This window comes from Acinetobacter sp. VT 511 (genome assembly GCF_001077515.1).
Classification (GTDB): Bacteria; Pseudomonadota; Gammaproteobacteria; order Pseudomonadales; family Moraxellaceae; genus Acinetobacter; species Acinetobacter schindleri.
The window spans coordinates 87,476-100,482 of record NZ_LFRE01000048.1 but is presented as its reverse complement, the minus strand read 5'-3'; the positions used below and the strand labels follow the sequence as shown (position 1 = coordinate 100,482).

Below are 13,007 nucleotides of genomic sequence, written 5' to 3'. Positions count from 1 at the left end.
ATATGAATCAAATAGGCAGTCGAATGACTGCCTATTTTCATTTAAATCAAGAAAATCTCAGCAAAGATTGTGAAATTATGGTTAAATTTCGCGTTTATTTTTGAAATCTTCTGGATTTAATGTTGCATGGCTTTCGGATTAAAGACCATAACATTTGCCATAATCCTTATTTCGATCTACTGTCCAACTTAAAAATGGATACCGTATGAGCTCCCTAAATCCAACCTTAATCACCTTTCTATTTTATATTGTTGCCATGATCGTGATTGGCCTGATGGCTTATCGCGCGACAACAAACTTTTCCGACTACATCTTAGGGGGCCGACGTTTAGGTAGTTTTGTCACTGCACTTTCTGCTGGTGCTTCCGATATGAGTGGCTGGCTGCTGATGGGTTTGCCCGGGGCAATTTATCTTTCAGGTCTGTCTGAAATGTGGATTGCAATTGGTCTGATCATCGGTGCCTGGCTAAACTGGCTCCTGGTCGCTGGACGTTTACGTGTACATACTGAAGTACAGCACAATGCCTTGACCTTGCCAGATTATTTCTCGAACCGCTTTAACGACCAGAAAAAAGTTCTGCGTGTGGTTTCTGCATTCGTGATCCTGATTTTCTTCGCAATTTACTGCGCTTCAGGCATGGTTGCAGGTGCACGTCTGTTTGAAAGCATGTTTGAACTGCCATACAGTACTGCCCTCTGGATTAGCGCGATTGCGACGATCAGTTATGTATTCATTGGTGGCTTCCTGGCTGTCAGCTGGACTGACACGATTCAGGCGGGTCTGATGATCTTTGCTTTGTTGCTGACACCAATTGTGGCTATTTTATCTTTCTCCGATATGTCACAAATCACTTTGGCACTTGAAGCGGCTCGTCCACAAGCCATGAATATCATGGGTGATCTGAGCTTTGTTGCAATTATTTCCTTACTGGCTTGGGGTCTGGGTTATTTTGGTCAACCGCATATTCTGGTGCGTTTCATGGCAGCAGATTCGGTGAAATCGATCCCGAATGCACGTCGTATTGGCATGACATGGATGACACTATGTCTGGGTGGTGCGGTCGCAGCCGGTTTCTTTGGTATTGCTTACTTCCAGGCACATCCAGAACTGGCAAGTGTGGTCAATGCCAATCCTGAAACCGTATTTATAGAGCTGACTAAAATTCTGTTCAATCCATGGATTGCCGGTGTGGTTCTGGCTGCAATTCTGGCTGCGGTAATGAGTACACTCAGCTGTCAGTTACTGGTCTGCTCAAGTACCCTGACTGAAGATTTCTATAAGTCTTTCCTGCGTAAAAATGCCTCGCAAAAAGAACTGGTTTGGGTCGGCCGTTTGATGGTACTGCTGATTGCCTTGCTGGCGATCTGGATGGCGGGTAATCCAGAATCTAAAGTGCTTGGTCTGGTGGCTTATGCTTGGGCTGGTTTTGGTGCTGCATTTGGTCCACTGATTATCCTGTCACTGTTCTGGAAACGCATGACCCTGAATGGTGCCTTGGCCGGTATGATTGTGGGTGCAACTGTTGTGATCCTATGGAAAAATCTGTTTGCTGCGACTGGACTGTATGAAATCATTCCAGGTTTTATCTGTTCAATGATCACTATTATTGTGGTGAGCTTGATCGGCAAAGCGCCGACAGAAGAAATTACTGACCGTTTTGAACAGGCAGAACGTCTGTACAATGAAAGCCAATAAAATGAGCTGAAATAAAAAAAGAGGACTGAATGTCCTCTTTTTTATGCACTACATCCCTATGAAAATTAACTTTTGCGATGTAACAAAAACTGTGTAATCTGAGTCAATTCTTCAGCCTGACCTTCGAAGTGAGCCAAAGCATTTAAGGCTTGATCATGCAACTGCTTAGCATACTGTTTTGCCTGCTCGAGTCCCATAAGCGCAGGATAAGTCGATTTCTCTACCTGTTCATCCTTGCCTGCCGTTTTTCCTAATACTTCAGTATCAGAAATGATATCCAGAATATCGTCCTGTACCTGGAAAGCCAGACCAATGGCCTGCCCAAATTCACGCAGTTTCGGAATCGCCAGATCCGTACCTTCAAAAATCGTCACCGCTGCCATCATAATCGCGGCGCTAATCAGTGCACCGGTCTTATTACGGTGAATGGTTTCTAATGCTTCCTGGTCAATTCGTTTTCCTTCAGACTGCAGATCTAAAACCTGACCATTGACCATCTTGGAAGATGCTGTAGCCAGAATCTGCATTTGCTTTAATACAATTGCTGGCTCAACTGCAGGGTCCTGATCAAACAGACGGCTGCCTAAAATTTCAAAAGCCATGGATTGCAGAATATCGCCAGCAAGCAATGCGGTATCTTCACCAAAGGCAACATGGCAAGTTGGTTGTCCACGACGCAGCAAATCATTGTCCATACAAGGCAGATCATCATGAGCTAGTGAATAGCAATGAATGAACTCGATTGCGACTGCAGCACGACGCACAGCAGCAGTATTCTGATTCGGTTTAAGCGCGGCTGTGGCATAACACAAGGCTGGACGTACACGTTTTCCACCCAGCATCACTGCATGGTGTACAGCCGATTTCAGCGGCTCAGGAATGGCAAAAGCATCTAATGCTGTCAATAGGTCCTGTTGAATACGATGTTGTGCTTGAGTTAATGCATGGGTTGACAGCTCAGTTGTAGATGACACATTCGCCTCAGATTGGTTGTTCAATATATTTTCGATGACAAGAATAAAGAACTTGCCGCTTTATTCCTGCATTGTACCTCTAAATATCCTGAATTATCAGCTTGAAATCGTCTGCTGATTTTGCTCTATCAAGAGTCAAGAGCATTTTTAATGAGAAGAAGCTATCTAGAATGTTAAAGGTGCTGCCCTGAATATAAAAACCATTGCGCGGACAATGGTTTTTATATGGCTAAAACTCAAGGCATCAGTTGTGTTCTTTTATCACATCTGCAGGCACAAGTACCCAGCCTTCCATCAAGACACGCGCACTACGGCTCATGATGGCTTTCTTCACTTTCCATTCACCATTTTCCTGAGTAGCTTGTGCGCCAACGCGCAAAGTCCCTGATGGATGACCAAATCGCACCGCTTCACGCTCATCCCCACCTGCTGCCAGATTTACCAATGTTCCTGGAATCGCAGCTGCAGTGCCAATCGAAACCGCGACGGTTCCCATCATGGCATGATGCAGCTTACCCATCGATAAGGCACGTACCAATACATCGGTATCTAATTCGGTGATCGCTTTACCCCCTGAAGACACATAAGCTTTAGATTGTGACACAAAAGCAATTTTCGGCGTATGCTGACGTTGAGCTGCTTCAGTAATATCTGAAATCAGCCCCATTTTTAATGCGCCATAAGCACGAATGGTTTCAAATTTAGCGAGCGCTACCGGATCACTATTAATATCTTCCTGTAGCTCTGTGCCCTGATAGCCCAGGTCTTCAGCTTTCAGGAAAATTGTCGGAATACCCGCATTGATCAAAGTTGCTTCAAAGGTACCGTATTCTGGAACAACCAGCTGATCAACTAAATGACCTGTCGGAAACATGGCTCCACCCTCGGCATCATCATCGGCAGGGTCCAGAAATTCGATCTGAACTTCAGCCGCTGGGAAGGTGACACCATCCAGCTCAAAATCACCCAGTTCCTGTACCTGCCCCTTCACAATTGGCACATGGGCAATAATGGTTTTCTGAATATTGACCTGCCAGATCCGTACTGTGCAGATGCCGTTTTCCGGAATACGAGAGGAATCCACTAGACCATTGCTAATCGCAAATGAACCTACACCTGCTGTCAGGTTGCCGCAGTTACCACTCCAGTCGACAAAAGGTCGGTCAATTGCAACCTGTCCAAACAGATAATCTACGTCATGATCAGGTTGCTGGCTTTTAGACAGAATGACCGTTTTGCTGGTACTGGAACTGGCTCCCCCCATCCCATCAATCTGCTTGCCATAAGGATCTGGGCTACCAATCACACGTAAGAGTATCTGGTCTCTGATTTTGCCCGGCTGTTGTGCTGCAGGTGGAAGATCTTCCAGCTTGAAAAATACACCTTTACTGGTACCGCCACGCATATAGGTAGCTGGAATCTTAATTTGCGGGGCAAAACTCATCGTTATTATCTTCCTTTGTCTGATCTTTATTTTGTAAATGCAATGTAACTGAGGTTGAATTTGAGTATAGTATATTTATATCGTGATAAATTGACTGCAAGACCTTTGTATAAAAAAACAACATATACAACGGCTGTCTTTTTAATATTCGATGAGGAATATCAGATTCAATAAAATTAATATATTGATTCATTTATCTTTTATTTAATTTATTTTTATAATAATTTTTTATTAATCTGATAATAATTTTTCATTCAAGGCTTCTACTAGGCTTCTTTTGACTGATCAATTACAATCTTTCAACTTATTTTTACATTGTCGGGCTGAATACTTTGAATAACGAGTCTTCACAACTTCAGCGTGGCTTAAAGAACCGTCATATTCAGTTGATCGCCATGGGCGGTGCAATTGGCACAGGCTTATTCTTAGGTTCCGCACAGGTGATCCAATCCGCTGGTCCTTCGATTATTCTGGGCTATGCCATTGGTGGCTTAATTGCTTTCCTTATTATGCGTCAATTGGGTGAAATGATTGTTCATGAACCTGTTGCAGGTTCTTTCAGCCATTTTGCTTATAAATATTGGGGTAAATTCCCTGGCTTCCTCGCGGGCTGGAACTACTGGATCCTGTATATCCTGGTCGCAATGACCGAGCTTACCGCTGTCGCAAAATATATTAACTACTGGTGGCCACATATTCCTGCCTGGGCATCGGTGCTGTTTTTCTTCATTGTGATTACCCTGGTCAACCTCGGCAATGTGAAATTCTACGGTGAATCAGAGTTCTGGCTTTCAATCATTAAAGTGACTGCGGTCATCTCGATGATTGTTTTTGGTTTATACCTGATCCTGACTGCAGATGCTTCATCTACTGCATCTTTTAGCAATTTATGGACCGCAGGTGGCTTCTTCCCGAATGGCTTTGAAGGTTTATTCTTCATGCTAGCCTTCCTCATGTTCGCCTTTGGCGGGATTGAACTGATTGGTATGGCAGCGGCAGAAGCAGAGAATCCGGAAAAGACCATTCCTAAAGCGATTAACCAGGTTGTTTTCCGTATTCTGATTTTCTATGTCGGTGCGTTGACCATCTTGTTATCATTAGTGCCTTGGAATCAGTTGGAACTCGGCGGTCTGGATAAAAGTCCATTCGTAATGATCTTCAGTCAGCTTGGTATTGACTGGGCAGCCCACCTGTTAAACTTTATTATTCTAACTGCAGCACTGTCTGTATATAACAGTGGTATGTATGCGAATAGCCGCATGCTTTACGGTCTGGCCAAACAAGGCAATGCACCGAAGCTCTTCCTGAAAGTAAATAAACAAGGTACGCCAATTCCTGCAGTACTCTTCTCTGCTGCTTTGATTTTTGGCTGCGTACTGTTGAACTACTTTGTACCAGAAGATGCTTTAAGCCATCTGATCTATGTGGTGGTAGGTGCCTTGGTCTTGAACTGGGCAATGATTTCACTGACACATTTCAAGTTTATTCAGGCAATGAAAAAAGTTGGAGAAAAAACCAAATTTCCAGCACTTTGGTCTCCAGCAAGTAACGTACTTGTATTAGGCTTTATTGCGACTATTCTTTACATTATGTGGACTCAGGGCTTCCAGGAATCTGTATACATGCTTCCGATTTGGGTCGTGATCATGTTTATCCTGTTTAAACTGCTCAAGACCAAAAATTAATTAAAAAGTTTTAATTGACTATTTTTTAAAGTTATTGCTTCGGCAATAACTTTTTTTTTCGTCTTTTTTGGAGTAGATTAGGGATCGTTTTGCGCCCTTAGCTTAACTGGATAGAGCAGTTGCCTCCTAAGCGACCGACGTGGGTTCGAGTCCCGCAGGGCGCACATATTTCAAATATGTGAACTAATTAACAAAAAATTTAAGCAATAATTCAATAAATCTATATTTTTTTCATTTTTTTTACTATCTCTCTATTTCTAATTAAATTTTTAAATTTCAAAAACTTATATCCTTACATTACTTTTCAATTAGTATTTTTACTCTAATTTGATGTTTTTTTGAACTACTCATTCAAACTAGAGCATTTACTCTTTTTTATATTGTGTTATTTTTGTCACATGGAGTAACAAATCAGCCATTGAAGGCATAGGAATGACTCCAAAAACAATACCAAGCTAATACCGAAAAAACGTTTTAAATACCCAAATTTGTACCTCAAGGGAAGATGAATAATGAAATTAAAAGCGCTTAGTACAGCAATGATTTTAGCAGCATTACCTATGTCAGGCGCATTTGCTGCAGCTATCGACCGTTCTGGTCAATCTATCGCAGCATTTTTACAGCCAGGTAACTATTTTGAAGCAGGGATTTCTGTTTTAGATCCATCAGTATCTGGTAAAGTTCAAAATAATTGGACACCAGGTGGAACGGCTGCACCTTTAGCTCCTGCTTACCGCGGCACTTCAGTGGGTGAGATGGCTGATGACTACTATTTTCCAAGTGCAGCCTTAAAGCTTCAGTTAACTGATAATTTTTCATTTGGTTTGATTTACGATCAACCATTTGGTGCAAAAGCAACCTACTCTACTGATACTTATCTAAATCCTTTAGGTGGTGGTGTTTTCCATAACGGAACAGAAGGCACAGAAGTAGAAGTTAAATCAGAAAATATTACTATGCTCGTAGGTTATCAACCTACTGAAAATTTTAATATTTATGGTGGTGCTGTATACCAGACAGTTGAAGGTAATGTTCAACTACGTGGTTTAGCATATGGTAGCACAACTGCCTTAGGTCAATACAATGCTAACATGGACGATGATAGTGCTGTAGGTTGGTTAGCAGGTATTGCTTACCAGATTCCTGAAATTGCTCTAAAAGCATCACTAACTTATCGTTCTGAAATTGATCATGATTTGAAAACAAATGAGTATGGTCGTAGTGATATTTTAGCTTTAGTAACGCAAAACCCTGCTGCTGCACTTTATAATGTAAATACAAATACTGAAATTTCTACTCCTCAATCTGTAAATCTTGATTTCCAGACAGGTGTAATGGCTGACACGGTTGCCTTTGCTAATCTTCGTTGGGTGAACTGGAAAGAATTCTCTATTCGTCCACAACAGTTTGAACAAGTTTCAAGAGCTTTAGGCGCAGCTGGTGCTACTCCTAACAATCCAAATGGCTTTGATATCGTTTCTTATACTGATGACCAAATCTCTGCTACTGTTGGTCTAGGCCGTAAATTTTCTGAGCAGTGGGCAGGTAATGTTTCTGTAGGCTGGGATTCAGGTTCTGGTAATCCAGTGTCTACTTTAGGTCCAACTGAAGGTTATTGGAATCTTGGTTTAGGCCTACAATTTAGTCCTGCATCAAACTACTTCATTGCTGGTGGTGTTAAATACTTCTGGTTAGGCGATGCAAAAGCTCAAGCGGCGTCCGATTTTGGTTCTAATTCATATGTAGCTGACTTTGAAGATAACGATGCTTGGGGTTATGGTCTAAAAATTGGTTACCGTTTTTAATTCAGTCAATTTAATAAAAAAACCGCCTTCGGGTGGTTTTTTTATTGCTATGAATTTATTTTTATACACTTGTAAACTATTTGATGATTTAAACATCACTTAACTTTTAAATTATTTACGTGTCATTTTAGCCAATTCATCACACTAAAATATTATTTAATTCACATATTTAACATCGTATTTTTAGTACAAAAACTCTAACTTCTTCTATTTTAATTACTACTCAGTTCAAATCTTCATCGAAGCTGAGCATTTACTCTTTTTAATTTTATGTTACTTTTCCACAACTTTTTTATTATCTTTATGAAACATTCAAGGACGAGCCATGAAGCTTAAGCCGATTTCTACTGCAATATTACTTGCAACTCTTCCAACTACAGCAGTTTTTGCAGGTGGTTTAGACCGTTCAGGTCAATCCATTCAAGCTTTTTTACAGCCAGGTAACTATGCTGAAGCTGGTATTTCAGTATTAGATCCTGATGTAAAAGGAACATCTATCCAAGCCTTAGGAAATGAAAAAATTAGCGATATGGCTGAAGATTATTACTTCATCAATACTGCGATCAAAGTACAAGCAACAGATAAAATCTCATTAGGTCTGATCTACGATCAACCCTTTGGAGCAGATGCCCAATATGATGCTTCTTCTCTCTCATTCGGCAGCAATGGTGAAAGCACTTCAGTAGAAGTTAAAACCCAAAATTTAACTGCTTTAATTGGTTATCAACCTACTGAAAACTGGAATTTTTATGCTGGTCCAGTCTGGCAAACTGTTGAAGCTGATATTAAATTACGTGGCAACGCTTATGGAGCACCTCCAGTTACATTAAGCGGTTATAATATTAAAATCGACCAAGAAGAAGCTTATGGTTGGCTTGCTGGTTTTGCATATCAAATTCCTGCAATTGCCTTAAAGGCTGCTGTAACTTATCGTTCAGAAATTTCTCACAATGCTAAAGCACATGAAGAAACAAGTTTAGGAAATATTGGATTAGCTCACCTATCAAATAGAGTAAGTTCGGTAGAGGCTATAACCCCTCAATCCGTTAATTTAGACTTTCAAACAGGTATTGCTAAGGATACTTTAGCTTTTGCAAATATTCGTTGGGTGCATTGGGATCAATTTGCTGTAACCCCTTCATTATTAGCCGAAGCTTCGAGCTTGAAAGGTAATAAACAAAATCTTATCGATTACTCTGACGACCAATGGTCTGCAAATATCGGTGTCGGTCATAAGTTTAATGACAAATGGTCAGCATCTACTTCAGTAGGCTGGGATTCAGGTGCAGGTAACCCTGTGACAACACTTGGCCCAACTGAAGGTTATTGGAGTTTAGGTCTAGGTGCTCAATATAGCCCTGCTGCAAATTACTTTATCCAGGCTGGTGTAAAACACCTTTGGTTAGGTGATGCGACTGCACAGACAGGAGGAAATCCAGTAGGTGAATTTGAAGATAATAATGCATGGGCATATGGCATGAAGATCGGTTACCGCTTCTAATTCAGACTATATCCTCAAAATAAAAAAGGCGCCTCAAGCGCCTTTTTTATTTCATTCAGCTTTTAACACTTAAGCTGGAATATTACGGATTGAAGCATTACGGATGGCTTCTTTCAACGCTGCATAACCATGAATCGGTGGGAATTGCGGGAATTCAGCAATCACATTTTCCGGTGCATCAAACAGGAAACCGTGATCCGCTTCACCCAGCATGGTGGTATCGTTATATGAGTCACCTGCAGCAATCACACGGAAGTTCAGGCCGTGTAATGCTTTCACCGCTTGACGTTTTTGATCTGGCTGACGCAGTTTGTACGCGGTGATCATGCCTTTTTCATCAGTTTCAAGCTTATGACAGAAAATTGTTGGCCAGCCCAACTGCTTCATTAAAGGATGTGCAAACTCATAGAAAGTATCAGATAAAATAATCAGTTGGAAATGAGTGCTTACCCATTCTACAAACTCTTTGGCGCCTTCAAATGGCCCCATATCTGCAATCACTTCCTGAATATCATTCAGACCCAAGCCATGCTCTTTCAAAATATTCAGACGTTGTGTCATCAACACATCATAGTCAGGAATATCACGAGTCGTTGCTTCAAGCGCTTTAATGCCTGTTTTCTTTGCAAAATTAATCCAAATTTCAGGGACCAATACACCTTCAAGATCCAGACATACGACTTCCATGAATATTCCCCTCAGTTATCATCTAAAAAATTTTCCATATCATAGCTGAAGATTCATATTTTGCATTATTCTTTTTTAAATCTATTTTTTTCATAAGTATTTATTTTTTAGTGATAAGCCTACTAATTCTCTTCTATTAAAATACATGTGAAATTAATTAATATAGGCAGAGTCATTCCAAGCCTATATCGCCAGGATTCTCATGACCACTATTCCTACTATTGATATTGTGGATGCGCTTGCATCTGAATATGCTGATAAATCTCCAAGTGAAATTTTGGCACTTGCCCTGAATCAACCAGGTGAAATTGCCATTTCATTTTCTGGTGCAGAAGATGTTGTACTGATTGACATGGCTTCCCACCTCGGTAAACCTTTCCGTGTCTTTAGTCTAGATACAGGCCGCTTGCACGCTGAAACCTATCAATTTATCGAACAAGTTCGAAAACACTATAATATTGATATTGAAATCTGTTTTCCTGAACGTGAAGCCATTGAAAATTTGACTACTCGTAAAGGGATGTTCAGTTTCTATCAAGATGGTCATCAGGAATGTTGTGGCATCCGTAAGGTTCAACCATTACGAAAAAAACTTGCAACACTTGATGGCTGGATTACCGGTCAGCGTAAAGACCAGAGCCCGGGTACACGGAATGAAATTCCTGTGGTTCAGGCAGATCCAGGTTTTTCAGGTCCCGGTAAACAGCTGATTAAATACAATCCACTTGCCAACTGGTCGAGTGCCGATGTATGGAGTTATATCCGTATGATGGAAATTCCATATAACCCATTGCACGAGAAAGGATTTATTTCTATTGGCTGTGAACCATGTACTCGTCCCGTTTTACCGAACCAGCATGAACGTGAAGGTCGCTGGTGGTGGGAAGAAGCAACACATAAAGAATGCGGCTTACATGCAGGCAACCTGAAAAAGTAAAATTAAATCAGACTGTGTATATTTGTAAGAGGCTATCCTGAATCAGGATAGCCTTTTTAACTACGATTCTTACATTTGGTGACAAGATTTAAAGTCTCCTCTTTTACCATTCATCAGGAAAGATCCTGAGGATTATCAAAGAATTTATAAAATGTTACTGAATAGATTTATTTGCAAAAAAATGTGAAATTGAACTCAATACCATTCTTTTAATGATGCATAATTATTCAGTTATACTCCCACCAGACCTAAAAAATGTATTTTCAGCAGTAACTTTAAAAACTAAAATTTTCACATTTCAAAAACTTAGGAAGATATAAACCTCCATGTCAATTATTACTTTTTAACTTAACAGATTAAGATTAAGCAGTTCATTTCTACGTTAAAACAGCTATACTTTCTTTACTAAAGCAATAATTCTAACAAGGCTTTTCAGATAGAGAACAGCCATATAGAGTGCAGTGAGGCAATCCACGCTATGCGTCCATTACATCCAATTGATCTTATTTTTTTATCTTTAGAGAAACGGCAGCAACCTATGCATGTAGGTGGTCTTTTTTTATTTCAGATTCCCGATAATGCACCGGCAACTTTTATTCAGGAATTGGTGCGTGATATCCGTACTTCCAAATCTATTCCAATCCCACCTTTCAATAATTATTTAAATGGCTTGTTCTGGGACGAAGATCAACAGTTCGATCTGGATCATCATTTCCGGCATATTGCCCTGCCAAAACCGGGTCGCATCCGTGAATTACTCACCTATATTTCACAGGAACATAGTGCTCTGATTGACCGTGCCAAACCACTCTGGACCTGTCATATCATTGAAGGAATAGAAGGTAATCGTTTCGCGATGTACTTTAAAATTCACCATGCTATGGTCGATGGCATTGCAGGTATGCGTCTGGTCGAGAAATCACTGTCTCATGATCCACATGGAAAAAGTATTGTGCCACCATGGTGTGTAGAAGGACCACGTGCCAAGCGCCTGAAAGCACCAAAAGTTAGCCGCATTAAAGGCGTTTTATCTACGCTGAAAGGACAGCTGGAATCTACTCCGCGTGTCATCTATGAGCTGTCGCAAACTGTATTAAAAGACATGGGACGTAATCCTGATTATGTCTCCAGTTTCCAGGCCCCTTCATCCATTCTAAATCAACGTGTCAGTGCATCTCGCCGATTTGCTGCGCAATCCTTTGAATTTGAGCGTCTTCGTCGTATTTCTAAAGCCTTGGGTGTAACCATTAACGATATCGTGCTGGCAATCTGTTCTGGTGCCTTACGTGAATATTTAATCAGCCAAGATGCTCTACCAAAGAAACCGTTGATTGCCATGGTACCGGCTTCTGTACGTTCTGATGACTCTGATGTATCAAACCGTATTACCATGATTCTGGCGAATCTGGGTACACATAAGGAAGATCCTTTAGAACGCCTCAAGATCGTACGTCGTAGCGTACTGAATGCCAAAGAACGTTTTAAGCGTATGAATGCCAATCAGATTCTGAACTATAGTGCTTTTGTTTATGGCGCTGCAGGTTTAAATATTGCATCAGGTCTGATGCCAAAACGCCAGGCATTTAATCTGGTGATTTCCAATGTTCCAGGTCCACAAGAACCGCTGTACTGGAATGGAGCCCGTCTGGAAGCTCTCTACCCTGCCTCTATCGTGCTCGATGGTCAGGCACTCAATATCACCATGACCAGTTATTTAGACAAACTTGAAGTAGGTCTGACCGCCTGCCGTAATTCCTTGCCTAAAATGCAGAATCTGCTTACTCATCTTGAGGACGAAATCCAGCGTTTTGAACGGATTGTCGATGGTGGCAAAACCCCAAAGCTCGCAGCAGTAAGTTAGACTGCGATGAAGACTAAAACCAAGACTAAGTTTTTATGCAAAAATAAGTATGAACATTTTTGCCAATAATTTCATGCAATAATAAAGGGGCATATGGTGCCCCTTTATTTTTATTTGATTATTTTTTATTCAAATCATTCAAGCAATATTCAAATTTTAACTTTTCACAGTACGACATTGTTTTAATAGCTGATGGCAGACCGTACGAATCATAGATGAAGTAATCTGAACTTCATTGCCGCGTTCGTCCACAATGTATCCCGCGTGGACAGTTTTCGGTTCAAGCACGTGTTTTAGACCCTTATTAATAACTGCTTTACTTATACTCATGACACACCTCATTTTTTGCTAAGCCAAAATATTGGGAGATTGGCTTTGGCTACTGGATGTGTCTAGTATTCAGAATTCACCTGCGCT

At 40.8% G+C, this 13,007-nt stretch carries 10 protein-coding genes and 1 tRNA gene; 7 read left to right on the top strand and 4 right to left on the bottom strand.

Going from position 1 to position 13,007, the window contains the following annotated elements; translation table 11 throughout:
• Positions 1 to 205: 205 nt before the first annotated feature.
• Positions 206 to 1,696 (top strand): sodium/proline symporter PutP, encoded by a 1,491-nt coding sequence (putP, locus tag ACS72_RS04750; RefSeq protein ID WP_048881391.1) that lies wholly within the window; start codon positions 206 to 208, stop codon positions 1,694 to 1,696.
• A gap of 65 nt (positions 1,697 to 1,761) precedes the next feature.
• Here the strand turns inward: putP and ACS72_RS04745 are convergent, their stop codons facing one another.
• Both ACS72_RS04745 and prpF read right to left on the bottom strand, forming a co-directional pair.
• Positions 1,762 to 2,670: a polyprenyl synthetase family protein gene (locus ACS72_RS04745; RefSeq protein WP_048881390.1), complete on the bottom strand. Its 909-nt coding sequence runs from the start codon at positions 2,668 to 2,670 to the stop codon at positions 1,762 to 1,764.
• Between the two features lie 244 nt (positions 2,671 to 2,914).
• Positions 2,915 to 4,114: a 2-methylaconitate cis-trans isomerase PrpF gene (gene prpF / locus ACS72_RS04740; protein ID WP_048881389.1), complete on the bottom strand. Its 1,200-nt coding sequence runs from the start codon at positions 4,112 to 4,114 to the stop codon at positions 2,915 to 2,917.
• 332 nt (positions 4,115 to 4,446) lie between these two features.
• Here prpF and ACS72_RS04735 point away from each other — a divergent pair, with 332 nt between their 5' ends.
• The 4 genes from ACS72_RS04735 (at position 4,447) to ACS72_RS04720 (ending at position 9,105) form a co-directional block, all read left to right on the top strand.
• The gene (locus ACS72_RS04735; protein WP_048881388.1) at positions 4,447 to 5,799 is read left to right on the top strand and encodes an amino acid permease; all 1,353 of its coding nucleotides are present in this window, start codon (positions 4,447 to 4,449) and stop codon (positions 5,797 to 5,799) included.
• Positions 5,800 to 5,890: 91 nt separating this feature from the next.
• Positions 5,891 to 5,963 (top strand) — tRNA-Arg (locus ACS72_RS04730).
• Positions 5,964 to 6,311: 348 nt separating this feature from the next.
• Positions 6,312 to 7,604, top strand: a complete 1,293-nt coding sequence (locus ACS72_RS04725) for an OmpP1/FadL family transporter (RefSeq protein WP_048881387.1) — start codon at positions 6,312 to 6,314, stop codon at positions 7,602 to 7,604.
• Between the two features lie 325 nt (positions 7,605 to 7,929).
• A complete protein-coding gene (locus tag ACS72_RS04720) occupies positions 7,930 to 9,105 on the top strand; it encodes an OmpP1/FadL family transporter (protein ID WP_048881386.1) in 1,176 nt (391 codons plus the stop codon).
• Between the two features lie 69 nt (positions 9,106 to 9,174).
• Here the strand turns inward: ACS72_RS04720 and thrH are convergent, their stop codons facing one another.
• Positions 9,175 to 9,792 carry a bifunctional phosphoserine phosphatase/homoserine phosphotransferase ThrH gene (gene thrH / locus ACS72_RS04715; protein ID WP_004810966.1) on the bottom strand — a complete coding sequence of 206 codons (618 nt, stop codon included), beginning with the start codon at positions 9,790 to 9,792 and terminating at the stop codon, positions 9,175 to 9,177.
• Positions 9,793 to 9,994: 202 nt separating this feature from the next.
• Between thrH and ACS72_RS04710 the strand changes: the two genes are divergently transcribed.
• Both ACS72_RS04710 and ACS72_RS04705 read left to right on the top strand, forming a co-directional pair.
• On the top strand, positions 9,995 to 10,729 hold the full coding sequence (locus ACS72_RS04710; RefSeq protein WP_048881385.1) for a phosphoadenylyl-sulfate reductase: 735 nt from the start codon (positions 9,995 to 9,997) through the stop codon (positions 10,727 to 10,729).
• 478 nt (positions 10,730 to 11,207) lie between these two features.
• On the top strand, positions 11,208 to 12,590 hold the full coding sequence (locus ACS72_RS04705; RefSeq protein ID WP_048881384.1) for a wax ester/triacylglycerol synthase family O-acyltransferase: 1,383 nt from the start codon (positions 11,208 to 11,210) through the stop codon (positions 12,588 to 12,590).
• A gap of 156 nt (positions 12,591 to 12,746) precedes the next feature.
• Here the strand turns inward: ACS72_RS04705 and ACS72_RS18140 are convergent, their stop codons facing one another.
• Positions 12,747 to 12,920, bottom strand: a complete 174-nt coding sequence (locus ACS72_RS18140; protein WP_004810972.1) for a PA1571 family protein — start codon at positions 12,918 to 12,920, stop codon at positions 12,747 to 12,749.
• Between the last annotated feature and the right edge of the window lie 87 nt (positions 12,921 to 13,007).